At 63.3% G+C, this 25159-nt stretch carries 31 protein-coding genes and 1 tRNA gene; 22 read left to right on the top strand and 10 right to left on the bottom strand.

Features of this window, described 5'->3' with window-relative positions:
* The first annotated feature begins 15 nt into the window (after positions 1-15).
* The 10 genes from ACGYK2_RS09000 (at position 16) to recO (ending at position 8433) form a co-directional block, all read left to right on the top strand.
* Complete coding sequence (locus tag ACGYK2_RS09000; protein WP_271688405.1) at positions 16-2154, top strand: bifunctional (p)ppGpp synthetase/guanosine-3',5'-bis(diphosphate) 3'-pyrophosphohydrolase; 2139 nt, start codon at positions 16-18, stop codon at positions 2152-2154.
* Between the two features lie 37 nt (positions 2155-2191).
* Positions 2192-2848 (top strand): DUF2062 domain-containing protein, encoded by a 657-nt coding sequence (locus tag ACGYK2_RS08995; protein WP_067264597.1) that lies wholly within the window; start codon positions 2192-2194, stop codon positions 2846-2848.
* Positions 2849-2948: 100 nt separating this feature from the next.
* Positions 2949-3701 (top strand): pyridoxine 5'-phosphate synthase, encoded by a 753-nt coding sequence (locus ACGYK2_RS08990; protein WP_209216617.1) that lies wholly within the window; start codon positions 2949-2951, stop codon positions 3699-3701.
* Between the two features lie 113 nt (positions 3702-3814).
* Positions 3815-4258 (top strand): PA2169 family four-helix-bundle protein, encoded by a 444-nt coding sequence (locus ACGYK2_RS08985; protein ID WP_067264591.1) that lies wholly within the window; start codon positions 3815-3817, stop codon positions 4256-4258.
* Between the two features lie 147 nt (positions 4259-4405).
* Complete coding sequence (gene acpS / locus ACGYK2_RS08980) at positions 4406-4810, top strand: holo-ACP synthase (RefSeq protein WP_271688404.1); 405 nt, start codon at positions 4406-4408, stop codon at positions 4808-4810.
* 131 nt (positions 4811-4941) lie between these two features.
* Positions 4942-5778, top strand: coding sequence for a signal peptidase I (gene lepB, locus ACGYK2_RS08975; protein ID WP_271688403.1), 837 nt, complete (start codon positions 4942-4944; stop codon positions 5776-5778).
* Positions 5775-6461, top strand: coding sequence for a ribonuclease III (rnc, locus tag ACGYK2_RS08970; protein ID WP_271688401.1), 687 nt, complete (start codon positions 5775-5777; stop codon positions 6459-6461). The genes lepB and rnc overlap by 4 nt, the downstream gene beginning before the upstream one ends.
* On the top strand, positions 6458-7366 hold the full coding sequence (gene era, locus ACGYK2_RS08965; protein WP_271688400.1) for a GTPase Era: 909 nt from the start codon (positions 6458-6460) through the stop codon (positions 7364-7366). Before rnc ends, era begins: the two co-directional genes overlap by 4 nt.
* A gap of 15 nt (positions 7367-7381) precedes the next feature.
* Positions 7382-7711, top strand: coding sequence for a DUF1491 family protein (locus tag ACGYK2_RS08960; RefSeq protein ID WP_271688399.1), 330 nt, complete (start codon positions 7382-7384; stop codon positions 7709-7711).
* Positions 7711-8433, top strand: coding sequence for a DNA repair protein RecO (gene recO, locus ACGYK2_RS08955; protein ID WP_271688398.1), 723 nt, complete (start codon positions 7711-7713; stop codon positions 8431-8433). The genes ACGYK2_RS08960 and recO overlap by 1 nt, the downstream gene beginning before the upstream one ends.
* On the opposite strand, the gene ACGYK2_RS08950 is transcribed toward recO, so the two are convergent.
* Together ACGYK2_RS08950 and ACGYK2_RS08945 are read right to left on the bottom strand one after the other, a co-directional pair.
* Positions 8417-8809, bottom strand: a complete 393-nt coding sequence (locus tag ACGYK2_RS08950) for an META domain-containing protein (protein ID WP_271688397.1) — start codon at positions 8807-8809, stop codon at positions 8417-8419. The two genes, recO and ACGYK2_RS08950, sit on opposite strands and share 17 nt — an antisense overlap.
* Positions 8810-8876: 67 nt before the next feature.
* Positions 8877-10559, bottom strand: coding sequence for an acyl-CoA dehydrogenase family protein (locus ACGYK2_RS08945; RefSeq protein ID WP_271688396.1), 1683 nt, complete (start codon positions 10557-10559; stop codon positions 8877-8879).
* Positions 10560-10701: 142 nt separating this feature from the next.
* Here ACGYK2_RS08945 and ACGYK2_RS08940 point away from each other — a divergent pair, with 142 nt between their 5' ends.
* Positions 10702-11466, top strand: a complete 765-nt coding sequence (locus ACGYK2_RS08940) for a sulfite exporter TauE/SafE family protein (RefSeq protein ID WP_271688395.1) — start codon at positions 10702-10704, stop codon at positions 11464-11466.
* Positions 11467-11726: 260 nt separating this feature from the next.
* Here ACGYK2_RS08940 and ACGYK2_RS08935 read toward each other — a convergent pair.
* Positions 11727-11802, bottom strand: a tRNA-Ala gene (locus tag ACGYK2_RS08935).
* Between the two features lie 99 nt (positions 11803-11901).
* A complete protein-coding gene (locus ACGYK2_RS08930; protein ID WP_269342735.1) occupies positions 11902-12231 on the bottom strand; it encodes a TIGR02300 family protein in 330 nt (109 codons plus the stop codon).
* A 111-nt stretch (positions 12232-12342) separates the two neighbouring features.
* Here ACGYK2_RS08930 and ACGYK2_RS08925 point away from each other — a divergent pair, with 111 nt between their 5' ends.
* A complete protein-coding gene (locus ACGYK2_RS08925) occupies positions 12343-13029 on the top strand; it encodes a M48 family metallopeptidase (protein WP_067264558.1) in 687 nt (228 codons plus the stop codon).
* On the opposite strand, the gene ACGYK2_RS08920 is transcribed toward ACGYK2_RS08925, so the two are convergent.
* Together ACGYK2_RS08920 and ACGYK2_RS08915 are read right to left on the bottom strand one after the other, a co-directional pair.
* Positions 13026-14147: an aminodeoxychorismate synthase component I gene (locus tag ACGYK2_RS08920; protein ID WP_271688394.1), complete on the bottom strand. Its 1122-nt coding sequence runs from the start codon at positions 14145-14147 to the stop codon at positions 13026-13028. The genes ACGYK2_RS08925 and ACGYK2_RS08920 overlap by 4 nt on opposite strands.
* Positions 14148-14155: 8 nt before the next feature.
* Complete coding sequence (locus tag ACGYK2_RS08915; protein ID WP_271688393.1) at positions 14156-14449, bottom strand: Dabb family protein; 294 nt, start codon at positions 14447-14449, stop codon at positions 14156-14158.
* A gap of 126 nt (positions 14450-14575) precedes the next feature.
* On the opposite strand from ACGYK2_RS08915, the gene ACGYK2_RS08910 reads away from it, so the two are divergent.
* Both ACGYK2_RS08910 and ACGYK2_RS08905 read left to right on the top strand, forming a co-directional pair.
* A complete protein-coding gene (locus tag ACGYK2_RS08910) occupies positions 14576-15226 on the top strand; it encodes a GntR family transcriptional regulator (RefSeq protein ID WP_067264652.1) in 651 nt (216 codons plus the stop codon).
* 177 nt (positions 15227-15403) lie between these two features.
* Positions 15404-15850, top strand: coding sequence for a GNAT family N-acetyltransferase (locus ACGYK2_RS08905; RefSeq protein ID WP_271688392.1), 447 nt, complete (start codon positions 15404-15406; stop codon positions 15848-15850).
* Here the strand turns inward: ACGYK2_RS08905 and ACGYK2_RS08900 are convergent.
* Positions 15847-16809: an acetyl-CoA carboxylase carboxyltransferase subunit alpha gene (locus tag ACGYK2_RS08900; RefSeq protein WP_271688391.1), complete on the bottom strand. Its 963-nt coding sequence runs from the start codon at positions 16807-16809 to the stop codon at positions 15847-15849. The two genes, ACGYK2_RS08905 and ACGYK2_RS08900, sit on opposite strands and share 4 nt — an antisense overlap.
* 158 nt (positions 16810-16967) lie before the next feature.
* Positions 16968-17927 (bottom strand): L-malyl-CoA/beta-methylmalyl-CoA lyase, encoded by a 960-nt coding sequence (locus ACGYK2_RS08895; RefSeq protein ID WP_067264541.1) that lies wholly within the window; start codon positions 17925-17927, stop codon positions 16968-16970.
* 257 nt (positions 17928-18184) lie between these two features.
* Here ACGYK2_RS08895 and dgcN point away from each other — a divergent pair, with 257 nt between their 5' ends.
* The 3 genes from dgcN to ACGYK2_RS08880 are packed head-to-tail and all read left to right on the top strand — an operon-like array spanning position 18185 to position 21017.
* A complete protein-coding gene (gene dgcN / locus ACGYK2_RS08890; protein ID WP_271688390.1) occupies positions 18185-19186 on the top strand; it encodes an N-acetyltransferase DgcN in 1002 nt (333 codons plus the stop codon).
* A gap of 2 nt (positions 19187-19188) precedes the next feature.
* Positions 19189-20154 carry an N-acetyl-D-Glu racemase DgcA gene (gene dgcA / locus ACGYK2_RS08885; protein ID WP_271688389.1) on the top strand — a complete coding sequence of 322 codons (966 nt, stop codon included), beginning with the start codon at positions 19189-19191 and terminating at the stop codon, positions 20152-20154.
* Between the two features lie 2 nt (positions 20155-20156).
* The gene (locus ACGYK2_RS08880) at positions 20157-21017 is read left to right on the top strand and encodes a D-amino-acid transaminase (RefSeq protein WP_271688388.1); all 861 of its coding nucleotides are present in this window, start codon (positions 20157-20159) and stop codon (positions 21015-21017) included.
* 3 nt (positions 21018-21020) lie between these two features.
* On the opposite strand, the gene ACGYK2_RS08875 is transcribed toward ACGYK2_RS08880, so the two are convergent.
* Positions 21021-21464, bottom strand: coding sequence for a DMT family transporter (locus ACGYK2_RS08875; protein ID WP_209216582.1), 444 nt, complete (start codon positions 21462-21464; stop codon positions 21021-21023).
* A 106-nt stretch (positions 21465-21570) separates the two neighbouring features.
* Between ACGYK2_RS08875 and ACGYK2_RS08870 the strand changes: the two genes are divergently transcribed.
* Entirely contained in the window at positions 21571-22029 is a 459-nt protein-coding gene (locus ACGYK2_RS08870; RefSeq protein ID WP_271688387.1) for a MaoC family dehydratase, read from the top strand.
* Positions 22030-22115: 86 nt separating this feature from the next.
* Here ACGYK2_RS08870 and ACGYK2_RS08865 read toward each other — a convergent pair whose 3' ends face one another.
* Positions 22116-22427, bottom strand: coding sequence for a DUF1244 domain-containing protein (locus tag ACGYK2_RS08865; RefSeq protein ID WP_067264526.1), 312 nt, complete (start codon positions 22425-22427; stop codon positions 22116-22118).
* Between the two features lie 152 nt (positions 22428-22579).
* Here ACGYK2_RS08865 and pyk point away from each other — a divergent pair, with 152 nt between their 5' ends.
* The 4 genes from pyk to rplT all read left to right on the top strand — a co-directional run bounded on the left by pyk (position 22580) and on the right by rplT (position 24984).
* Complete coding sequence (gene pyk, locus ACGYK2_RS08860; protein WP_271688386.1) at positions 22580-24025, top strand: pyruvate kinase; 1446 nt, start codon at positions 22580-22582, stop codon at positions 24023-24025.
* Positions 24026-24051: 26 nt separating this feature from the next.
* Positions 24052-24276, top strand: a complete 225-nt coding sequence (locus tag ACGYK2_RS08855; protein ID WP_271688385.1) for a hypothetical protein — start codon at positions 24052-24054, stop codon at positions 24274-24276.
* A 126-nt stretch (positions 24277-24402) separates the two neighbouring features.
* Positions 24403-24603, top strand: coding sequence for a 50S ribosomal protein L35 (gene rpmI / locus ACGYK2_RS08850; RefSeq protein WP_067264506.1), 201 nt, complete (start codon positions 24403-24405; stop codon positions 24601-24603).
* A 15-nt stretch (positions 24604-24618) separates the two neighbouring features.
* Entirely contained in the window at positions 24619-24984 is a 366-nt protein-coding gene (rplT, locus tag ACGYK2_RS08845) for a 50S ribosomal protein L20 (RefSeq protein WP_067264504.1), read from the top strand.
* The last annotated feature ends 175 nt before the right edge of the window (positions 24985-25159 follow it).

Below are 25159 nucleotides of genomic sequence, written 5' to 3'. Positions count from 1 at the left end.
TATGAGGCAGATGGCATGAACAGCGCCGACATCACTGCCGACGACCTGATCGCTCTCGTTCAAGGCTACAATCCGCGTACCAACGAACCCCTGATCCGCGCCGCTTTCGACTATGGGGCGCGGATGCATGAGGGGCAGTTTCGCCATTCCGGTGAGCCCTATTTCACCCATCCCGTCGCCGTCGCTGCGATCCTCACGGAACAGCAGCTTGACGATGCGACGATCATCACCGCCCTGCTGCATGACACGATCGAAGACACCAAAGCGTCTTATGCCGAGGTGCAAAGCCTCTTTGGCGGAGAAGTGGCGGAATTGGTCGATGGTGTCACCAAGCTGACCAACCTTCAGCTAAACTCGACCGAGACCAAACAGGCCGAGAATTTCCGCAAGCTTTTCATGGCGATGTCCAAGGACTTGCGCGTCATCCTCGTCAAGCTCGCCGACCGTCTGCACAACATGCGCACGATCAAATCCATGCGCCCGGACAAGCAGATCAAAAAGGCGCGGGAGACGATGGACATCTATGCGCCGCTGGCGGGCCGCATGGGCATGCAGTGGATGCGCGAAGAGCTTGAAGACCTCGCCTTTCGGGTGCTCAACCCCGAGGCGCGCGCCTCGATCATTCGCCGCTTCATCACCCTGCAACGCGACACCGGCGATGTGATCCAGCGCATCACCGGCGATATGCGGGTAGAGTTGGAAAAGGCGGATATCGAAGCCGAGGTCTTTGGCCGGGCCAAGAAACCCTATTCGATCTGGCGCAAGATGGAGGAGAAGGAGCAGAGCTTCTCTCGCCTGTCTGACATTTACGGTTTTCGCGTGATTACCGCTTCTGAGGAAGACTGCTACCGCACCCTCGGCGCGATCCATCGCCGTTGGCGCGCGGTGCCGGGGCGGTTCAAGGATTACATCAGCCAGCCCAAGACCAACGGTTATCGGTCGATCCACACCACCGTCTCGGGCCGTGACGGCAAGCGGGTGGAGGTGCAGATCCGCACCCGCCAGATGCATGACGTGGCCGAGACCGGCGTTGCCGCCCATTGGTCCTACCGCGACGGTGTGCGCAGCCGAAACCCCTTTGCCGTCGATCCCGCCAAGTGGATCAGCCAGCTGACCGAGCAGTTCGACGCCGAGACCGATCACGAGGATTTCCTCGAAGCCGTGAAGCTTGAGATGTACGCCGATCAGGTGTTCTGCTTCACGCCCAAGGGCGATGTGGTGAAACTGCCGCGCGGGGCCACGCCGATTGATTTCGCCTATGCGATCCACACCCGTATCGGCAACGCCTGTGTGGGGGCCAAGGTCGACGGGATGCGCGTGCCGCTTTGGACCCGGATCAAAAACGGCCAGTCGATTGAGATCACCACCGCGCAGGGCCAGACGCCGCAGGTGACATGGCTCGACATTGCCACCACGGGTAAAGCCAAGTCGGCGATCCGGCGCTCCCTGCGTGAGGTCGACCGCGAGCGCTTTATCAAACTGGGCCGTGAATTGGCGCGTTCGGCCTTTGCGCAGGTCGGTAAAAAGGCCACCGATAAGGTGCTGCATACCGTGGCCAAGAACATGCGGCTGAATGGCCCTGATGAGGTGCTCGCCCGGCTTGGCAGTTCGGAGCTCACGGGCCGCGAAGTGGTGGAATGCGTCTATCCCGACCTTGCCCCGCAAAAGGGCGAACAGATCGACGTGCGCCGCGCGGTCGTGGGGCTAGAGCCGGGGCAGAGCTTTGACCGCGCCCCCTGCTGCACCCCGCTGCCCGGTGAGCGGATCGTCGGCATCACTTTCCGCGGCAAGGGCGTGACTGTCCACGCCATCGACTGTGACCGCCTCTCGGAATATGAGGACCAGCCCGAACGCTGGCTCGATTTGCGTTGGCATGACGGCAGCCATCCGGCGGTCTATACCTGCGCGCTGGACATCACCATCGGCAATGGCGCGGGCGTACTGGGGCGGGTCTGCACCTTGATCGGCGAAGCCTCGGCCAATATTTCAGATCTGGAGTTTGTGGAGCGCAAGCCTGACTTTTACCGGCTGGTGGTCTATGTGGATCTCAGAGACGTGAGTCACTTGCATTCGCTGATGTCCACGCTCGAAGCTGAGAGTGAGGTCGCCGATGTCAGCAGGCACCGCAATATGAGCATGGGAAAGACCGCCTGACCCCGCGCAGACGAAACGCCGATACTGGACCTGAGACTTGATTTTCAAACGCCGCGATCCGAAACCGACCCTGCGCGCGCTGGCCGAGTTTCTGTGGCCGCGCGGCGGTTGGACGCGTGCGTTTCACTATGTCAAACACCGGATGCGGCGGCTGCCCGACAGTCCCGAGCGCATCGCGCGCGGCATTTGGGCCGGGGTCTTTACCACCTTTACGCCCTTTTACGGCCTGCACTTCATCGTCGCCGCGCTGATCGGGCGGGTGATGCGGGCCAATATCCTTGCTGCGCTGATGGCGACCTTCTTTGGCAATCCGCTGACCTATGTGCCCATCGGCATCGCGGCCCTGCAAACCGGGCATTGGATCCTCGGCGCGCCCGTGGCACCGACGGCGCACCGCTCTTTCGGGGGGAAGTTTCTCGACGCCGGGCGCGATCTGAAAGAGAATTTCGTCGCGATCTTTACCGATACCCAGATGGATTGGACCGGGCTGACGGTGTTTTTCCATCAGGTCTTCTACCCCTATCTGATCGGGGGCATCCTGCCTGGGATGATCTGCGCCTCTATCGCCTATTACATCTCGGTCCCGGTGTTGCGCGCCTATCAAAAGCGGCGGCGCGGCATGATCAAAGCCAAGTTCGAGGCGCTCAAACATAAGGCGGCGCAAAAGGCCGACGCCAAGCGCCACGCCGACTGATCCTGTCGCGCCATCAATTTTCGGGAAAAACCGCTTCTCCCTATGGGGTTGGCGAAAGTTCCGACCTATGGTCGGGGCAAGTGATGCAAGGGGAATCGAGATGGCGGATCAACCAAAGCTGAGATTGGGCGTGAACATTGACCATGTGGCGACGGTGCGCAACGCACGGGGCGGCGCCTATCCCGACCCGCTGCGCGCGGCCAAGATCGCGGAAAAGGCCGGGGCCGATGGCATCACCGCGCATCTGCGCGAAGACCGGCGGCATATTTCCGACGCCGATATCGAAGGCTTGATGGAGGTGCTGTCGGTCCCGCTTAACTTCGAGATGGCCGCGACGGATGAGATGCAAAAGATCGCCCTGCGCCATAAGCCCCACGCGGTCTGCATCGTGCCCGAAAAGCGCGAAGAGCGGACCACCGAAGGCGGGCTGGAAGTCGCCCGGGAAGAGAACAAGTTGGCCCATTTCATCGCGCCCCTGCGCGAGGCAGGCAGCCGGGTGTCGATCTTCATCGCGGCAGAACGCGCGCAGATCGAAGCTGCCAACCGCATCGGCGCAGAGGTGATCGAATTGCACACCGGCGCCTATTGCGATGCCTTCGCCGAGGGCCGTTGGGATGAGGCGGATGTCGAACTCAACAAGCTGCGCGAGATGTCGCGTTTCGCCGACTCTCTCGGGCTTGAGGTGCACGCGGGCCACGGGCTGACCTATGACACCGTCACCCCGATCGCCGCTTTCCCCGAGGTGCGGGAACTTAACATCGGGCACTTCCTGATTGGAGAGGCGATCTTCCTCGGGTTGGAGCCCGCGATTGCCGAGATGCGCCGCCTGATGGATGAGGCCCGCGAGGGCTGAACCTGCCGCCCGCCGGTGGCGGAAAATCTCTCAAAGGGTGCCTCCCTCTGGACCTAAAGCGGCCTTGGTCGCGTTGGGCCGCCAGACTGGTTAACGAACCTAAGGAGGCACCAATGAGCGACCATATCGACACGCTAAAGAAACTGCACACCCGCCTGATCGACAGTCGCGACGGCTATCGCGAATCCCGCAAGCAGGTCTCGGACGAAGCGGCTTTTGTCGGCTTCTTCGACCAGCGCATCGCGGAACGTGAGAAGTTCCACACAGAACTGCACCGCCAGCTTGGCGTCGACGGCGTGGATGTATCCGAAGAAGGCTCTGCCGCCGCATCGGCTCACCGCGGTTGGCTGAAGCTGCGCGACGCAGTGACCGGCGACAACGAAGCTGTCTATGACGAGATCATCAACGGCGAATCCGCATTGGTCGAAAACTACGACGATGCGATCAAAGCCACTGCTGGCCGCCCCGGCTATGAGTTCCTGACCGAACAGCGCGCCGCCGTTCAGCGCGCCATCGACGAGGCGAAAGCCGAGAAGGCCCGCCACGTCGCAGCCTAAGCGCCACGCCCTGTGGTAAATTCAACGCCGTCCCGTTCCCGCGGGGCGGCGTTTTCGGGTCGGATTGCCGCTTTTCCTCGCTTTCGCCGCGTGATCTATTGAGGGCAAAGGGCCATCGGCCCCGTCACGCGGCAAGAATGGCACTCAATGATCCTCGGCATCGGCACTGATCTGGCAAATATCGAGCGTATCCAAGGCACGCTCGACCGTTTCGGCGACCGGTTTCGCAACCGGGTGTTCACCGAGGTCGAGCAACGCAAGGCCGAGCGGCGCCATGATGTTGCGGGCACCTATGCCAAACGTTGGGCCGCGAAAGAGGCATGTTCAAAGGCGCTTGGCACCGGGCTGCGCATGGGCATTGCCTGGCGCGACATGGCGGTGAGCAATCTGCGCACCGGTCAGCCGGTGATGGAGGTCACGGGCTGGGCCGCGGACCGTCTCGCCGCGATGACCCCGCCGGGGCATGAGGCGATCATCCATGTCACCCTGACCGACGATCACCCTTGGGCGCAGGCTTTCGTGGTGATTGAAGCGCGCCCTCTTGCCGATTAGGCTGCATAGGCTGGCGCGCCCCGCCGTTTCGCGTCATATGCACGCGGGGCAGGCCGATCCGGCCCCGCGTCACTTGACTTGGCCCGCACGGCCCCGCATGTAACCCCAAACCTATATGTCAGGAGCGCCGCATGGCCGCTAAGGAAAAAACCGGCAACGCCTTTGTCGAAACCATCAAGACAATCTTTTGGGCGCTGATGATCGCCGGTGTCTTTCGGACCCTGTTCTTCCAGCCCTTCTGGATCCCCTCCGGCTCCATGAAAGAGACGCTGCTGATCGGTGATTTCCTCTTCGTGAATAAGATGGCCTACGGCTATTCCTACGCCTCTTGCCCCAGCCTGATGCTGCCCGGTGTCGGGATCGAGATTGACGCCAAGGATGTCTGCGGTGTCTTCGATGGCGATAACGAGCGCCTCTTCGGTTCTGAGCCTGAGCGTGGCGATGTGGTCGTCTTCCGTCATCCTGTCTCGGGCCGCGACTATATCAAGCGCCTGATTGGCCTGCCGGGTGACAAGGTGCAAATTAGAAATGGTGTGATCAGCCTGAACGGCACCCCGGTCGAGGTCGAAGATGCGGGCACGTTTGAAGAGGTCATGGCCCCCCAAGGCCCGCAACAACTGCGCCCGCGCTGCGAGAACGGCCCCGTGGGCCAAGGGGCGACCTGCGTGAAAAGCCGCCAGATCGAAACCCTGCCCAATGGCGTGTCCTACCCGACCCTGAACATCACCAATCAGCAGTCGGACAACACGGGCGTCTATACCGTGCCCGAGGGGCATTACTTCTTCATGGGCGACAACCGCGACAACTCCGCTGACAGCCGTCTGGCGCAGCGCGCCGGGGGCGTGGGTTTCGTGCCCTTCGAAAACCTCATTGGCCGCGCGGATCGCATCATGTTCAGCTCTGCCGGGCGTTCGATGCTGTTCTTCTGGACATGGCGCGGCGACCGCTTCTTCGAAGCTGTCAGATGAAACTGAGCGGAGACCTCAAAGCCTTCGAGACGCGGATTGGCCATCACTTTGCCAAGCCGGAGCTGCTGGTGCGCGCGGTGACCCATGCCTCCATGTCCTCGGCCAATCGCGACGACAACCAGCGGCTGGAGTTTCTGGGCGACCGGGTGCTGGGCCTTGTCATGGCCGAGGCGTTGCTGGCACTTGACCCGGGCGCCAGCGAAGGGCAACTCGCGCCGCGCTTCAACGCATTGGTGCGCAAGGAAACTTGCGCTGACGTGGCGCGTCAGATCGATCTCGGCAAGGTGCTGAAGCTCGGCCGGTCCGAGATGATCTCGGGCGGGCGGCGCAAGCAGGCGCTTCTGGGCGATGCCATCGAGGCGGTGATTGCCGCAGTTTACCTCGACAGTGGCTTCGAGGCCGCGAAGGAGTTGGTCCTGCGGCTCTGGGGCGACCGGCTGAAGACCGTCAAGGAAGACGCGCGAGACGCCAAGACTGCGTTGCAGGAATGGGCGCAAGCGCGCGGGCTGAACCCGCCGCGCTATGTGCAGACCGGGCGCAGCGGCCCGGATCACGCGCCCGTCTTTACCATTACCGCGCGGTTGGACAACGGGGCCGAGGCCGCCGCCACCGCGCCGTCGAAACGCGCCGCCGAACAGGCCGCCGCCAGCACGCTGCTGCGGCAATTGGAGAGCAATACATGACCACCCGTGCCGGATTCGTCGCCCTGATCGGAGAGCCCAACGCGGGCAAATCCACCCTGCTGAACCGCATGGTCGGGGCCAAGGTCTCGATCGTGACGCATAAGGTCCAGACCACCCGCGCCCGCATCCGCGGCGTGGCGATGGAGGGCGATGCGCAATTGGTCTTCGTCGATACCCCCGGCCTGTTCCAGCCGCGCCGCCGTCTGGACCGCGCCATGGTCGCCGCTGCTTGGGGCGGGGCGGCGGATGCCGATGTGATCGTGCTGCTGATCGAAGCGCACCGTGGCGTGACCGAGGGTGTGGAACGCATCCTCGAAGAGCTTGGCAATATCGCCAAGGGCCGCCGCGTGGCGCTGGCGATCAACAAGATCGACCGCGTCGAGGCGCCGGTCCTGCTGGGACTGGCCGAGAAGATGAACGCGGCCTTTGACTTTACCGAGACCTTCATGATCTCCGCCGAACGCGGCCACGGCGTCGACACATTGCGCGAATGGCTGGCGGGCGAGGTGCCGGAAGGCCCGTGGCTCTATCCCGAAGACCAGATTGCCGACCTGCCGATGCGCAACATCGCCGCCGAGATCACGCGCGAGAAACTGACCCTGCGCTTGCATCAGGAGCTGCCCTACCAGCTCACCGTCGAGACCGAGAACTGGGAAGAGCGCAAGGACGGCTCGGCCCGGATCGACCAGCTGGTCTATGTCGTTCGTGACGGCCACAAGGGCATCGTGCTTGGCAACAAGGGCGAGACCATCAAGGCCGTGGGCAAGGCCGCGCGCGAGGAACTCGAAGAGTTCCTTGGCCGCAAGGTGCATCTGTTCTTGCAGGTAAAGGTCCGCGCCAACTGGCTGGAAGAGGCCGAGCGCTATTCCGAGATGGGCCTGGATTTCAAAGATGGCAATGACTGACGCCAAAGGTCTGCCATGGCCCGCCTGACCGCGCGCTTCTGGGTCGATGCCTATCTCGCGCGGCTCAGGTTGCAGGACATCCCCGCCTTCGTCGTGGCCCATGGCGATGACACCGGCGGCGCGGTGCTGGTGAAGCTGGCAACGCTCGATGGCCGCGCGGTGCTGTTCCAGCGTTCCTTCGATCTGATGAGCGGCGCGCGTAAGTGGGTCGAACTGGCCGCGGGCGACGAGGGGGAGGTCGATGCCGCCGTCTCGCGCCAGCGCGGCTTCGATCCTGACCTCTGGGTGATCGAGGTCGAGGACCGCGCCGGGCGGCACCTTCTGAACGAGCCGGGGCTGGCCTGATGGAATGGCGCGATCAGGGCATCCTGTTGAGCGCGCGGCGACATGGCGAGACTTCCGCCATCATTGAGGTCTTCACCCCCGCCCAAGGCCGCCACGCCGGCGTCGTCCGCGGCGGCACCAGCCGCAAGATCGCGCCCAGCCTGCAGCCCGGTGCGCAGCTTGATCTGGCGTGGCGCGCGCGGCTTGAAGACCATATTGGCGCCTTCACCGTCGAGCCGCTCCGCAGCCGCGCCGCCGTGGCCATGCAGGACCGTCTGGCACTGGCGGGGCTGAACGCGGTCACCGCGCTTCTGGCCTTCTGCCTGCCCGAGCGCGAGCCGCATCCGGCGCTTTACCAGCGGACTGAGGCGCTACTGGATATGCTGGGGCAGGGCGATGTCTGGCCGCTGGCCTACCTCAAGTGGGAACTGCGCCTTTTGGAGGAAATGGGCTATGCGCTCGACCTCGACGCCTGCGCGGTGACGGGGGCGACCGAGGGGCTGATCTATGTCTCGCCCAAGACCGGGCGCGCGGTCTCGGCCAAGGGGGCGGGGGAGTGGGCGGATCGGCTTTTGCCCCTGCCGCCCGTGCTGCGCGGCGGCGCAGGCAGCGATGCCGAAGTGGCGCAGGGCCTGCGAACGACGGGGCATTTCCTGACCGTCCATCTGGCGCGGGATTTGGGCGGCAAACCCCTGCCGGAAGCCCGCGCGCGCTTTGTCGATGCCTTTAGTCGGCGGCTTTGAAAACCAGACGTTCGCCGCTGTCATCCGACAGGATCATCGTGTCGCCCAGCACGTCCGAAATGGTCACCTCGGTCAGCGCGTCCAAAAACGCCGTCTCGCTCGCGAGGTCGGGGCAGGCGCGGCGAGTGGCGGCGATATGGCCCGCGGCGAACCACGGGTAGGGCACCGTCATCGGGGCGCTATAGGCGTTGCAGGGGGCTTGCCCCGCGATCTTGCCGGTCTCAGGGAAGGTCAGCGTGGCGCGGGCGTCGAAGGGCTTGCCGTCCAATTCCACCAGATGCCATGTCTTGTCGCCTGCGCCATAGGCACGGACGGTTTCATCGCCTTGGCATTGCGGCAGAGCGCTGAGGGCGGCGAGGATCAGAAAGCTGCGCATGGGCTGTCCTTTGGAGTGAAGCGCCGCCTATGTCCCTGACATCGGCAGCGCTTGCAACCCCGGCAGATCAGCCCAGAAGGCGGCGGGCAATAACCTGCGCCTGAATCTCGGCAGCCCCTTCGAAGATGTTGAGAATCCGCGCATCGCAGAGGACGCGGCTGATCTTATACTCCAGCGCGAAGCCGTTGCCGCCGTGGATCTGCAAACCGTTGTCTGCCGCCGCCCATGCGACCCGTGCGCCCAGCAGTTTGGCCATGCCCGCCTCCACATCGCAGCGGCGGCCGGCGTCCTTCTCGAAGGCGCTGTAATAGGTCAGCTGCCGCGCCACCATCAGTTCCACCGCCATCATCGCCAGCTTGCCTGAGACGCGGGGGAAGTTGATAAGCGATTTGCCGAACTGCTTGCGGTCTTGGGCGTATTGCATCGAGATATCGAGCGCCGATTGCGCCACGCCGATGGCGCGGGCGGCGGTCTGGATGCGGGCGCTCTCGAAGGTCTCCATCAACTGTTTAAAGCCGCGCCCCTCTTCGCCGCCGAGGAGGTTCTCGCCCTTCACCTCGAAACCGTCGAAGCCAAGCTCATATTCCTTCATCCCACGGTAGCCCAGCACCTCGATCTCACCGCCAGTCATGCCGGGGGTGGGGAAGGGATTGGCATCATCGCCGGGGGTCTTTTCGGCGAGGAACATCGACAATCCACGGTGATCGCTGGTTTCGGGATCGGTGCGCGCCAGCAGGGTCATCACATGGGTGCGCGCGGCATGGGTGATCCATGTCTTGTTGCCGGTCACCTTGTAATCATCCCCGTCCTTAACCGCGCGGGTGCGCAGACTGCCAAGGTCTGAGCCGGTGTTGGGCTCGGTAAAGACCGCCGTCGGCAGGGTCTCGGCGCTGGCGATGCGGGGCAGCCATTTCTCTTTCTGCGCGTCGGTGCCGCCGCAGAGAATCAGTTCGGCGGCAATTTCCGAGCGGGTGCCGAGCGAGCCGACCCCGATGTAGCCGCGCGACAGCTCTTCGCTGACCACGCACATCGACGCTTTGGTTAGGCCCAGACCGCCGTATTCTTCGGGGATGGTCAGGCCGAAAACGCCCATCTCGGCCAGTTCCTCGATCACCTCCATCGGGATCAGTTCGTCCTTGAGGTGCCAGTCATGGGCGTGCGGCTCGACCTTTTCCACCGCGTAGCGGCGGAACTGGTCGCGGATCATCTCAAGCTCTTCATCCAGCCCGCTCACGCCAAAAGTCACATCGGCGCTGCGTTCCTGCATCAGTTCGACCAGACGGCTGCGCGCGGCTTGGGTGTTGCCCGCGCGAGTCAGGGTAGTGATCGCAGGATTATCGAGCGCGGCCTCATCCTCGGCGCTCAGCCCCAGATCTTGCAGGCGCAGCATCTCCCCTTGGTTCATCTGGATGCCGCCGCGGATCTGGCAGAGGTATTCGCCAAAAGCGATCTGCTGCAGCAGTTGCTCCACCTCTCCAAAGCGCCCTTCGCTTTGCAGGCGTTCGGCCCAAAGCTGCATCTGACGCAGGGCTTGGACATAGGTGGCGAGCCAAGCAAGCCCGTGGGCGGCGGTCTGATTGGCCTCGATCAGCTTGGCCGAGACGCGACCGCCGTCGCTCACCTGCGCGCGGACCGCGGCGGTGGCGGTTTCGAGCAGTTGGTCGAGCGGCGGCAGGGCCGCGCCGGTCTGCCCGATCAGATCGTCGAGAATTACGCGATGCATCGTCATGTCCTGACCGTCATGTGCCATGGGCTGTCCTTTCTTGCTTGGGACAGGCATAGACCTTTCGCAGTCGCAGCACAACAAAGATACGTTTCGCTGCGGCATTTTGTTCTAATATTGCGCGATCATTTTTGGCGTGCGGCCCCGGAGGAGGGTGCTATGTAACGGTATGAACAGTATTTTCCCCTTTCTCACCCCGTTCGAATTTTATGCTGCACTTGCAATCGGTCTTTGCGGTGGCTTCGTCAAAGGCGTGGTGGGCTTCGCCCTGCCACTGGTGCTGATTTCCGGCCTCACGACATTCATGGCGCCCGATCTGGCCTTGGCGGGGCTGATTCTGCCCACGGTGCTGGCCAATGCCTTTCAAGCGTTGCGGCAGGGGCCGCAGGCCGCGCTGCGGTCGATCAAGCTGTTTTGGGTGTTTCTGCTCTGCGGCGGCGTGATGCTGGTGCTCTCCGCCCAGATGGTGCGGCTGGTGCCGGCAACGGTGATGCTGCTGATGATCGGCGTGCCGGTGGTGCTGTTTGCGCTGCTGCAACTGTCGAAACATCAGTTTCACCTGGCCCAGCGGTCGACGAAGGTCGAGGCGCTGGTGGGCGGATTTGCCGGGGCCGTTGGGGGGATTTCCGGCATCTGGGGGCCGCCCACGGTGGCCTATCTCACCGCGCTCGGGACCGCGAAACATGATCAGATGCGGATCCAAGGGGTGATCTACGGGCTGGGCGCGGTGGCGCTTCTCGTCGCGCATATCGGGTCGGGCGTTCTGAACGCGCAGACCTGGCCCTTCTCGGCGCTGTTGATTCTGCCGGTGATGCTGGGCGTTTGGCTGGGCAGCAAGGTGATGGACCGTGTTGATCCGGTGCTGTTTCGCAAGATGACTTTGGTGGTCTTGATGGTGGCGGGGTTGAACCTGATCCGGCGGGCGATTTTTTAATGGCTTCGGGATTGCCACCGGCCCGGAAACAAGTCGCAGGCGCCGGGCCATCGCTTGCACGCCCGTCACGCCAGAGGCGTGCCGTCGTATTGGGGCGCACCTTTGGTGCGACCGGGAGGACGATGACCCTCAGGAAACGATCGCGACGCATCGATTTCGGCTAATCGCTAGCATTGTCCGATTTTGAGTAGGCTGGTCTAGCGCTCTCATCGCTTCTTCGAAGCGACTGCCGCGCGACGCCTTTTGCTTTGCAAAAGGCTTGGTGGAGCCTAGCGGGATCGAACCGCTGACCTCCTGCATGCCATGCAGGCGCTCTCCCAGCTGAGCTAAGGCCCCATCGTGGATCGTGATCGTGTGATCCGGGTCGTTCTGTGGCGCTGTCTAGGCGCTGGCGGAGGCGGGATCAAGCGGAAAATTGACCCCGCCGCCGATTAATTAATCCTCGTCGTCCGAGGCCACATCGGCCAGATCGTCGAGCGGAACTGTATCGTCATCATCGTCGTCGTCATCAAGGATATCGTCATCCAGATCCACGTCGACCGCGTCATCGTCATCGACCAGCGATTCGTCGTCGGCCTTGTCGCCCTTCTTGGCTTTGGCTGTGACCGCATCCTCGGCATCCGCCGCGATCATGCGCGACTTGGAATTGTCGACCTCGACCTCTTCGCCCGTGTAGGGGCTGATGATCGGATTCTTGTTGAGGTCATAGAAGCGCTTGCCCGTAGTGGGGCACAGGCGCTTGGTTCCCCATTCTTCGTTGGGCATGAAACACCCCTTTATAATATTGCTGTTGCGTGTAGATGATTCCGGCCAAGTGCCATATGAGGGGGGCACTGTCAAAGGCTTTGGCCTCTATCTAGGGACGTTGCTCCGGTAATGAAAGACCCTGTGCTGCCCGGCAACCCGCCGATTCCGCTGATCCTTCGCCGTTCGGCGCGCGCGCGGCGCATCTCACTGCGCATCTCGCAACTGGACGGGCGGGTGACCCTGACGATGCCGAAACGGCTGGCGGAGCGTGAGGCGCTGGCCTTTGCCGAAAGCAAGCAAGACTGGATTCGCCAACACCTCGCCGCGCGGGGCGAGGATGTGATCGTGGCCCCGGGGGCAGAGCTTCCGGTGGGCGGCAAGCTGCTGCGGGTGCGCGGGGGGCAGGGGAGGGGTGTGCGGATCGGCCCCGAAGAGATCCTCGTGCCCGGCCCAGAGGAGAGCCTGGGCAAACGTCTGGCCGCACACCTGCGCGAGGTGGCGCGCGACCGCCTCGCCGGGGCTTGCGACGATTATGCCGCGCTCCTGGGCAAGCCCTATGCCCGCATCACCCTGCGCGATACGCGCTCCCGCTGGGGGTCATGTTCCAGCGACGGGGCGCTGATGTTCTCTTGGCGGCTGATCATGACCCCGCCCGAGGTGCTGGACTATGTCGCCGCCCATGAAGTCGCGCATCTGGCGCAGATGAACCATTCCCCCGCCTTCTGGGCCGAGGTTACGCGGATCTACGGCGATTATCAGGCGCCGCGCCAGTGGCTGCGCGACCATGGCGGCGGGCTGCACCGCTATCGATTCTAGGCCAGCGTGGCGAAACGCGCCTTCAGCAGCGCTTCGGCATATTCATCCTCGGCCGTGCTGTCATGCACCACGCCGCCGCCCACGTTCAGCCGTAGCCGCCCCTCTGGGTGACAGGTCGCCGTGCGGATCGCCACGTTGAACTGCATCGCACCCGTGGGGGCGATCCAGCCCACCGCCCCGCAATAGGCATCGCGCGGGGCCGGCTCCAAAGCGCGCAGGATCTGCATCGCGCGGATCTTGGGGGCCCCGGTGATCGAGCCGCAGGGAAAGAGCGCGTGAAAAAGGTCGGTCAACCGCTTTCCCGGCAAGACCTGCGCCGTGATGCGCGAGGTCATCTGATGCAGGGTCTCATAGGTCTCGATCTCGAACAGTTTCGGCACCTCGACACTGCCCACCTCGGCGATCCGGCTGATGTCGTTGCGCAAAAGGTCCACGATCATCAGGTTCTCGGCCATGTTCTTTTCCGAGGCCGCAAGGTCATCCCGCAGCTTCGCGTCCTCCGCAGCATCCCGCCCCCGCCGCGCCGTGCCCTTCATCGGGCGGGCGGTGAGCTGCCCCTCGGCGGTGAGCGCGAAAAACAACTCCGGCGAGCGTGACAAAAGCACAGGGCCGCCAAGATCGACGAAAGCCCCATGGGCCACGCTTTGCCGCTGGCGCAGCCGGGCATAAAGCGCCTCTGGCGTCCCGGTAAAGCGCCCCTCCATCCCAAAGGTCAGATTGGCCTGATAGATGTCCCCCGCGCTGATGAAGTCCTGCACTTCAGCAAAGGCGGCCTGATACTGCGCGAAATCCCAATCCGACGTGAGCGCCGACAGGCTGGCATCACCCGCATCTTCGGCAAAACCATAAGCCTCAGGCGCATCAAAAACGCCGAAGCGCAGCAGGGGCAGCCCGCGCGCCGCGGGCATCAACGCACGCAGCTTGTGCGATCCAAGATAGCCCAACTCATAACTTGCATAGCCTGCCAACCACGCGCCGCTTTCCTGCGCAGCTTCAAGTGCTGCAAAGGCCGCAGGCACCTCAGCCGGGGTATCGGCACTGATGATCTGCCGCGGCGCGGTGAAGGCCGTGCCGTACCCCAGCGGGCCAGTGTCGAAAAGAACGCGCGGGCCAGCCATAGCGCGCCTTAAAAGTCCGCAGGCACGCGCATATCGCGCAGTGGCCGCACGATATCGATGGATTCCTGGTAGAGCGGATGCGCCTTATAGGCGGCCAGCGCCTCGGCATCCGGGAATTCGGCATAGACGACCACATCCACATCCCCCGACAGCGCATCAACACGGGTGTTCTCGCAGATCTCGAAAGTCGTCGAATGCGGAATGTCGGCCAGTTTCCAAAGCCCCGCCACGATCGTCGGAATGTCCTTGGGGTCCTTGGCCGAGAAAAAGACCACATGACGGATGAAGTTTCGTTTGGTCACGGCGCGTCTCCTTAAGGCAGTTTGACCTCCGATAAATCGCCGCAAGGCTCGCGACAACGGGTGATCGCGTCTTGGCTGCAAAATGCCGCGCTTGACGGGTGGCTGGTTTGTGATCACAACCGCATCATGAACCTGACCCCACGCCCTGTCGAGGCCACGCCGCTGGCCCATGATCGTGTCTACCGCCGCCTGCGCGCGCGGATCATGCATGGCGATTTGCCGCCCGGCCACGCGCTGACCCTGCGCGGCATCGGCAAGGAATATGAGGTCTCGATGACCCCGGCCCGCGAAGCGGTGCGGCGGCTGGCGGCAGAGGGGGCGCTGACCATGTCGACCTCCGGACGCATCTCCACCCCCGAGCTCAGCAATGAGCGGATCGAGGAATTGGCCGCCCTCCGCGCGCTCTTGGAGGTCGAGCTTGCCTCTCGCGCCCTGCCACGCGCCCATATGGCGCTGATCGAGCGGATGCAGACAATCAACACCAATATTGCCGAGGCCGTGGCCCACCGCGATGCGGTCAGCTACATCCGCACCAATCTCGAATTCCACCGCACGCTCTACCTGCGTGCCCAAGCGCCCGCTATGCTCGCCATGGCAGAAACGGTCTGGCTGCAACTCGGCCCCACCATGCGCGCGCTCTATGGCCGCCTGCGCCGGACCGAGCCGCCGCATTTTCACCGTCTGATCATCGCGGCCCTGCGCGCGGGCGATGAGCCGGGGCTGCGGCTGGCGGTGCGTTCGGATGTGACACAAGGTCTGCGCATGCTGGCCAGCTGATCCCGCCCATGGCTTGACAGTAGGGGAGCAGCAGCGCATCAAAGGGATATGGAAAAGACCAGCTTCACATCTGTCTATTACCCCCGCTCCTGATCGGCGCGGCACTCATTCCCATATGCACAAGCCGCCACAGCGCGGCTTATCCTGTCTCCCTGTGGCCTCACAGAAAGAGACGACATGCCCCCCATTCGACCCGCCGCGAAATCCGACCTGCCGATGGTGCTCGATCTGGCCCACGCGCTGGCCGCCTACCACGGCGACACCGCCACCGTGACGCGCGCCGCGCTGGAACGTGACTGCTTCGGCCCCACACCCTGGGTGACCCTTCTGGTGGCCGAAGGCGCCACCGGCCTACATGGCTATGCCGCGCTCTGCCCGCAGATGCAGTTGCAATTCGGCGCAAGAGGGATGGACCTGCACCATCTCTTCGTCTGCGACACGGCCCGCGGTCGCGGCATTGGCCGCGCGCTGGTCAAGGCGGCGCTGGACCACGCCCAGAGCCAAGGATGCAGCTATGTCACTGTGGGCACGGATACAAAAAACCGGCGCGCGCAGGGGTTCTACCGCGCCGCCGGTTTCGACCAAATCACGCCTGATCCGCGTTTTCGGCGGCGGCTGGCTTAGGCCGCCAGCCCCTTGCGCCCCATCTCAAGGAACTTGGTCCGGCGTTCCTGAACCAGCGTCTTGCCGTCCTTGCCGTCAAGCTCCTTGAACATCGCTTCAATCGACTTGCCCACGGCCGTGATCGATTCTTCGGCATGGCGATGCGCACCCCCCATCGGCTCAGGGATGATCTGGTCGATCACGCCAAGCGTCTTGAGCTCATCGGCTGTCAAACGCATCTGTTCGGCGGCCTCGCGCATCTTCTCGCTGTCTTTCCACAGGATCGACGCACAGCCTTCGGGCGTAATCACGGAGTAAACCGAATGCTCCAACATCGCGACACGGTTCGCCGTGGCGAATGCCACCGCCCCGCCAGAGCCGCCTTCGCCCACGATCACGCTGACCAAGGGCACGCCGATTTGCAGACATTTCTCCGTCGAACGGGCAATCGCCTCGGACTGGCCGCGCTCTTCGGCGCCCTTGCCGGGATAGGCGCCGGGCGTGTCGACGATGGTAACCACCGGCAGGTTGAACTTATCCGCCAGTTCCATCAACCGCACCGCCTTGCGATAGCCCTCAGGCCGCGCCATGCCGAAATTACGCTCGATCCGGCTCTTGGTGTCATTGCCCTTCTCATGGCCAATCACCACGACAGGCGTATCATTGAACCGCGCCAAGCCGCCCATGACGGCCAGATCATCGGCAAAGTTCCGATCCCCCGCCAAAGGCGTGAACTCGGTGAAAAGCGCCTCGATATAATCCTTGCAATGGGGCCGCTCCGGATGGCGCGCCACCTGACATTTCCGCCAAGGCGTCAAAGAGCCATAGAGGTCTTCGAGCATCCCGGCGGCTTTCTTATCCAGCGCGCGGGCCTCATCGGTGATGTCCATCTCTTCATTGGACCGGGCCAACGCCCGCAGCTCTTCCGCCTTGCCTTCGATCTCGGCCAGGGGTTTTTCGAAATCCAGATATTGGGTCATTGCATGCTCCGGCTTGTTGCCTGTGTATATGGAGCGCCGCGCGCCGGTTTGCAACGCGGGTTTGCAAGGCAGGCAAGCCCACGCCCCTCCCTCTTCATCCTTTTTCAAATACCCTCGGGGGTCCGGGGGCAGGGCCCCCGGCGGCTTGCCAAAAGCGCTCAGCCCCCGGCGATCATCTCGGACTGGCGCACGATCACCTCCGCCTGTTTGATGCTGGCGATGTCCACCAAACGCCCCTTATAAACGGTGGCCCCTTCGCCCTTGGCCTTGGCCTCTTCCATCGCCGCGAGGATCTCGCGCGCTTCGGCCACAGCCTCTTCCGACGGGGTGAACACCTCGTTGCTCAGCGCCACCTGCTTGGGGTGGATCGCCCATTTGCCGACCATGCCCAGCGTGGCCGAGCGGCGCGCCTGTGCGCGGAAACCCTCGTCGTCCGAGAAATCGCCGAAAGGCCCGTCGACGGGGAGCACGCCATGGGTGCGGCAGGCGGCGACGATGGCGGCCTGCGCCCAGTGCCAGGGGTCCGACCAATGCTTCTGCTCGCCACGCTGCATATAGTAGTTTTCCTGCGTGCCGCCGATGCCGGTGGTCTGCATGCCCATGGAGGCGGCGAAATCCGCGGCCCCCAGCGACATCGCCTGCAAGCGGGGGGAAGACGCGGCGATCTCTTCCACATGGGCGATACCGGCGGCAGATTCGATGATGACCTCAAAGCTGATTTTCTTTTCGCGGCCCTTGGCGGTCTCAACCGCCGTCACCAGCGCGTCGACGGCATAGACATCCGCCGCGCAGCCCACCTTGGGGATCATGATCTGATCAAGCCGCGGCCCGGCCTGCTCCAGCAGTTCCACCACGTCACGATACCAATAGGGTGTGTCGAGCCCGTTGATCCGAACCGAAAGCGTCTTGTTGCCCCAGTCGATCTCGGAAATCGCCTTAATGATATTGGCGCGCGCGCTGTCCTTGTCCGAAGGTGCCACGCTGTCTTCGAGGTCGAGGTTGATCACATCGGCATCCGACGCTGCCATCTTTTCAAAGATCGCCGGGCGGGAGCCGGGGCCGAACAATTGGCAGCGGTTCGGGCGGGCAGGGGCGGCAGGCTGAATGCGGAAGCTCATGGGGCACCTATGGGTAATATTGTTTCATCGAGTGTCTCTATTCTGGTATGAAATTGCGTCGCCAATCGCAAGGAGGTTTTCGCAGCCGCAGCATTTCGAAAGGCCCGCCCTTCGACGAAAGCCGCGCACGAATTTTGCGCAGCCAGCGGTAATTCGCGGGAAATGCCGCGCATTTGCATGCAGATGCGTCGACAACGCCACGCACTTGCGTATTCTCGCGCGCAATATGCGGACAAATTCAATGCCGGAGGCTTGCCATGATCAAAACCCCCTATCTGCTCTTTCTGGGCGACGCGCCTGACTCTCTGTCCGCCAAGGTCGCCCAAGGCATCAAGGACTGGCGTCCCGACAATGCGGTCGGTCAGTTCCGCATGGAGGGTTGCATGGCCGATCTCGGTCTGCAAGACATGACGCTGGCCGAAGCGCGTGAGGCGGGGGCCGAGACATTGGTCATCGGGGTTGCCAACCGTGGCGGCAAGATCAGCGCGGCATGGAAAGAGGTGCTGATCGAGGCGCTGAACATGGGCTTCGACATCGCCTCGGGCCTGCACAACCTGCTACGCAACGAAGCCGATCTGGTGGCGGCTGCCGAGGCCAACGGCACCACATTGCATGACGTGCGCGTGCCCAGCGTCGAATACCCCATCGCCGACGGCAAGAAGCGCAGCGGCAAGCGGGTTCTGGCCGTGGGCACCGATTGTTCGGTCGGGAAAATGTACACCGCCCTCGCGCTGGACGAGGCGATGCGCGAAAAGGGCATGAAAAGCACCTTCCGCGCCACCGGCCAGACCGGCATCCTGATCACCGGCGAAGGCGTGCCGCTGGATGCCGTGATCGCTGATTTCATGGCCGGGTCGGTGGAATATCTCACCCCCGCCAATGACGATGACCATTGGGACATCATCGAAGGGCAGGGCAGCCTGTTCCACGTCTCTTATTCCGGGGTGACTATGGCGCTGATCCACGGCGGCCAGCCCGATGCGCTGATCCTGTGCCATGAACCGACCCGGACCCATATGCGCGGCCTGCCGGAATACAGCCTGCCCAGCCTCGAAGCGGTGCGCGACATGGCGCTGACGCTGGCGCAGGTGCCGAACCCAGACTGCAAAGTCGTCGGTATCTCGGTCAACACCTACCATATGTCCGAGGCCGAGGCGGATGCCTATCTGGCCGAGGTTGAGGAGCGTCTTGGCCTGCCTGCGGTTGATCCTTTCCGCCAAGGGGCGGCGCGACTGGCCGATGCGCTGGCGGCGCTGTGACCATGCAGATCGACGTTACCGCAGATACGTTCAAACTGGCGCAGGTCTTTACCATCAGCCGCGGCTCGCGGACCGAAGCCAAGGTGCTGACCGTCCGCGTGACCGAAGGCGGCGTCACCGGCTGGGGCGAATGCGTGCCCTACGCGCGCTATGACGAGACCCTCGAATCGGTCACGGCTGAGATCAACGGCCTGCCGGGTGATATCACCCGCCAAGCGCTCTATGATCTGCTGCCTGCCGGGGCCGCACGCAACGCGGTCGACTGCGCGCTATGGGATCTAGAGGCCAAACGCGCAGGCAAGCGGGTGTGGGAACTGGCCGGGCTGACCGCGCCGGGGCCAGAGATCACGGCCTATACCCTCTCGCTGGACGAACCCGAGGCAATGCGCGCGCAAGCGGCGAAACATGCGCATCGGCCACTGCTGAAAATCAAGCTCGGCACGCCTGACGACATGCCGCGGCTCGAAGCGGTGCGCGCCGGGGCGCCCGATGCCACCATCATCATCGACGCCAATGAGGGCTGGTCGGCTGAGGTCTATGCCGACCTCGCCCCGCATCTGCTCCGTCTTGGGGTGGCGCTGGTCGAACAGCCTCTGCCCGCTGGCGAAGACGACGCGCTTTTGGGCATGGACCGCCCCGTGCCCGTCTGCGCGGATGAAAGTTGCCATGACCGCGCCAGCCTGCCGGGCCTCAAGGGCAAATACGATGTGGTGAACATCAAGCTCGACAAGACCGGCGGTCTGACCGAGGCACTGGCACTGCGCGATGCAGCGCGGGCCGAGGGGTTTGAGGTCATGGTGGGCTGCATGGTTGGCTCGTCGCTGGCCATGGCCCCGGCGACACTGGTCGCGCAAGGGGCAAAGGTGGTGGACCTTGACGGCCCGCTGCTTCTGGCAGAAGACCGCGACAATGCTTTGAAATTCGACGGCGCGGGCGTGCATCCCCCCGCCGCAGCGCTCTGGGGGTGACCATGCGAACTGTCTATGTAAACGGCGAATACCTGCCCGAGGATGAGGCCAAGGTCTCGATCTTTGACCGAGGTTTCCTGATGGCCGATGGGGTCTATGAGGTGACGAGCGTGCTGGATGGCAAGCTCATCGCCTTTGACGGCCATGCCGAGCGTCTGACCCGCTCGATGAACGAGCTTGACATGCGCGCGCCTGCGACGACCGAAGAACTGCTGGAAATTCACCGCGAGCTGGTGCGGCTGAACGACATCAAAGACGGGCTGATCTATCTTCAGGTCACGCGCGGGTCGGATGGCGACCGCGATTTCGCCTTCCCCGATCCCGACACCACCGCGCCCTCGCTGGTGTTGTTCACCCAGTCCAAACCGGGTTTGGCCGACAACCCTGCCGCCCGTGACGGCATCCGCGTGATCAGCATCGAAGACATCCGTTGGGGCCGCCGCGATATCAAAACGGTGCAGCTGCTCTACCCCTCGATGGGCAAGATGATGGCCAAGAAAGCCGGTGTCGAAGACGCGTGGATGGTCGAAGAGGGTTTCGTGACCGAAGGCACCTCGAACAACGCCTATATCGTCAAGGACGGCAAGATCGTCACCCGCGAAACCTCCAGCGACATTCTGCACGGCATCACCCGCAAGGCGGTGCTGGAACTGGCCCGCGAGGCGCAGATGCAGGTGGAGGAGCGGAACTTCACCATTGAAGAGGCGCAGCAGGCGGATGAGGCCTTTGTCACCTCGGCCAGCGCTTTCGTGACGCCGGTGGTTGAGATCGACGGTGCCAAGATCGGCAGCGGCACGCCGGGCAAGCTTGCGCCCCGTTTGCGTGAAATCTATCTCGAAGAGATGCGCAAAACCGCGATCTGAGTTTCAGAACCGCGACAAGACCAGCCCCGCCGCCACCAGCGCGGCGGCGGCGATGCGGGTGGGGGTGATGGCCTGCACCGACAGCCCCAAGAGCCCCGTGGCATCGATCACCAGCGCCGCACTCAACTGCCCGAGGATCAGCGCCGAGATCACTGTCAGCGCCCCCAGCGTCGGGATCGCCCAAAGCACCGACCAGACGTAGAAGGCCCCCAACACCCCGCCCAGCAGCAAAACGGGAGAGGCCGAGGCCGCGCGGGGCAGCGCGCTCAACTCGCCCCGCAGCAGCAAGACCCCCAACAGGATCGCAAAGCCGACGCCAAAGGACACCGCCGCCGCAGCGACGCCGCTGCCGATGTTGCGCCCCAAGGCGGCATTGATCGGGGTTTGCAGGGCCACGGCGGCCCCGGCGATGGCGACGGTGATAAGGGCAAGGATGGGGGTGTTCATGGCGGCTCCGCTCTGCTTGGCCCCAGCATGAGAGATGTCGCGCCGGGCGCAAGGGCTTTCGCAGCGAGCGCCCGCGCGGCTAGACTGGCGCAAAGAGGAGGCCGCGATGCGCAGAGAGATTGACCGGGCAGAGATGGAAGCCGCCGTGGGCCGTGAATTGGGCGTCTCGCCGTGGTTCATGATGGATCAGGCGCGGATCGACGCCTTTGCCGATGTGACCGAGGACCATCAGTTCATCCATGTTGAACCGCTCCGCGCGGCCAAGACGGATTTTGGCGGCACCGTGGCGCATGGGATGCTCACCCTGTCGATGATGTCGGGCATGGCTTACGGCGCGCTGCCGGTGGTGGCGGGCACGAAGGCGTCGATCAACTACGGGTTCGACAGCGTGCGCTTCATCGCACCTGTGCATTCCGGCAAGCGGATTCGGGGGCGGTTCACGCTGGCCGAGGCGCAAAGGCGGGGGCGGGGTGACCTGATGACCCGCTTTGCCGCAACGGTAGAGATCGAAGGCGCCGCGCGGCCTGCGCTCAAGGCGGATTGGCTTGTGCTCTATCAGTTCTAGGCGAAGCCTTTGAGCACGCTTGGCCGAGGTAAAGGGGGGCGCACAGGGATGCGCGCCCGCTTTGTGGGTTCATTCAAGCGGGTTGCTCAACCCTTTCCGACATTCTCTTCAAAAGCCGTTTTGAATGCCTCTTTCTGACTGTCGTTCGCATCGGTCTGATAGTTGGCTTTCCATTCGTCCATCGTCATCCCGTAGAACAATTCGCGCGCCTCGTCCTTGCCCATCTCGATCCCGCGTTCGTTGGCGGCCTCTTGATACCAGCGCGACAGGCAGTTGCGGCAAAAACCGGCGAGGTTCATCATGTCGATGTTCTGCACATCCGTCCGATCTTCCATCAGGTGTTTCTGCAACCGGCGAAAGGCGGCGGCTTGCAGTTCGATCTCTTGTTGGCTGGGCATGACAGCTTCCTTCTCATATCACTGGACGGGACCGCGATGGACCGTCATTCTGATGAAACCTTTGACAGGCACTCATGGGGGCGCTAGGCCACCGGACAGGCGATGTTATCGTTAACATTCGCTCTGGGGACATAGGACACGAAGGAACAGATATGAGACGTTTGCGCAATGTAAAGATCGTGGCCACGCTTGGGCCAGCCTCCGAAACCCGAGAGGTGATCGCGGCATTGCACAACGCCGGGGCGGATGTTTTCCGCCTGAACATGAGCCACGGAAGCCACGAAGAGATCCGGGAAAAACACCGGATCATCCGCGATATTGAGAAAGAGACCGGCGGCGCGATCGGCATTCTGGCGGACCTTCAGGGGCCGAAACTGCGGGTCGGCGTGTTCGAGGGCGATGGGCCAACCTTGGAAGAGGGCGCGTCTTTCCGGCTCGATCTTGACGAGACGCCGGGCGATGCGACCCGCGTCTGCCTGCCCCATCCTGAGATTTTCGCGGCGCTTGAGCCGGGCGCGTGCCTGTTGGTCAATGACGGCAAGATCCGCCTCAAGGTGCGCGACTGCGGCCCGGATTTCGCCGATTGCGAAGTGGTGACGGGCGGTGTCATCTCAAACCGCAAGGGCGTGAACGTGCCCGACGTGCTGCTGCCGCTGGCCGCGCTTTCCGAGAAAGACCGCGCCGATCTGGAGTTCGTCTGCGAATTGGGGGTCGATTGGCTCGCCCTCAGCTTTGTTCAGCGGCCCGAGGATGTGACCGAGGCGCGCGATCTGGTCAGAGGCCGGGCGGCGGTGCTTTCAAAGATCGAGAAGCCCGCGGCGGTGGAGCGGTTCGAGGCGATCTTGAATGTCAGCGACGGCATCATGGTGGCGCGGGGCGATCTGGGCGTGGAGCTACCGGTGCAGAACGTCCCGCCGATTCAGAAACGTCTGGTGCGCAAATGCCGCGCGGCGGCCAAGCCGGTGATCGTGGCGACACAGATGCTCGAATCGATGATCGAAAGCCCAATGCCGACTCGCGCCGAAGTCTCGGACGTGGCCACCGCAATTTATGAAGGCGCCGATGCCGTGATGCTGAGCGCTGAATCTGCCGCCGGGGATTACCCGCTGCAGGCCGTGGCGACGATGGACAACGTGGCTCAAGAGGTCGAAGCCGATGCGACCTATACGCAGATCATCGAATCCTCGCGCACGGCGGATCGCACCACCGTGGCCGATGGCATTGTCGCCGCCGCGCGTGAGATTGCCGAGACGACGGACATCAAGGCGATCTGCTGCTTTACCCAATCGGGCACCACCGCCCTACTGACCGCCCGCGAACGGCCCCGCGTGCCGATCATCGCCCTGTCGCCACTGGTCAACACCGCGCGCCGTCTGGCGTTGAGCTGGGGCACGAATTGCATCATCACCGATGGGCATGACCGGTTTAAACTGGCCGTGCTGAGCGCCGCGCGGGCCGCCTTGTCAGAGGGGTATGCGGGGCCGGAGGATCATATCGTCGTCACCGCCGGGGTGCCCTTCAACGTGCCGGGCAGCACCAATATTCTGCGCGTCGCGCCCTGTGACGAACGTTTGATTTACGCCTCCGATCCAGAGTAGCCTTTCCCCAGATAGGGGGATGTTGCGTGGACTCTGACTTGGCAATGGTGGTGGGCATCGTTCTGGCGGTGCTGTCGATCCCCTCGATCCTGTCTGCGGTGACCGACCGTCGGTCGCCGCGCGCCTCGGCCATCACGATCTTGATCGCGGGCGGGTTGATCGTCTTTGCGCTGCGCGAAAATCCGCGGCGCTATTCCTTTGAGAACCTGCCGGAGGTCTTCGTCTCGGTCGCGGCGGACTTCTTGCCCTGAGGGGCCGTGCGAAACCTCTTGCATCCCCGACCGAGCGCGCCTATACGGCGCATCTTAGCCTGCACGACCGGCCTCAAGTGGCATGCCGAGTCGTGTTTATACCGAACTCAAAAGACGGAGACGGAAATGCCCAAGATGAAGACGAAATCGAGCGCCAAGAAGCGCTTCAAGGTCTCGGCGACCGGCAAGGTCATCGCCAGCCAAGCCGGCAAACAGCACGGCATGATCAAGCGGACCAACAAGTTCATCCGTAACGCACGCGGCACGACAACCCTGTCGGAAGCCGATGCAAAGATCGTCAAGGGCTTCATGCCCTACGCCCGCTGATTAAGGAGAGCCGAGATGTCCCGAGTTAAAGGTGGTACAGTCACCCACGCGCGTCACAAGAAGATCATCAAAGCCGCAAAGGGCTACTATGGTCGGCGCAAGAATGTCTTCAAGGTCGCCACGCAGGCGGTCGACAAGGCCAACCAATATGCAACGCGTGACCGCAAGAATCGCAAGCGCAACTTCCGCGCCCTGTGGATCCAGCGGATCAACGCCGCCGTGCGCAGCCACGACGAGGCGCTGACATACAGCCGCTTCATCAACGGTCTGACGCTGGCTGGCATCGAAGTGGACCGCAAGGTTCTGGCCGATCTGGCCGTGCACGAGCCCGAAGCCTTCGGTGCGATCGTCAAGCAAGCGCAGGACGCGCTGGCGGCCTAAGCCGAGATTGCTTTGAATTTGCGAAAGCCCTGCCGGATGGCGGGGCTTTTTGCGTTTGGGGCAACTGCGTTTCGGGCCGTCGTGCGGGGCCTGCCATAATCTTGCCCCGATAATCCCTTGCCACGGCCTTGCCTGCTCCTCACCCCCCATGGACAATCTGCCCCAACGACAGGTC

Source organism: Sulfitobacter sp. 1A10359, from assembly GCF_043558145.1.
GTDB classification, from domain to species: Bacteria; Pseudomonadota; Alphaproteobacteria; order Rhodobacterales; family Rhodobacteraceae; genus Sulfitobacter; species Sulfitobacter faviae.
The sequence above is the reverse complement of the archived record's forward strand: the minus strand, read 5'-3'. Positions and strand labels throughout refer to the sequence as shown.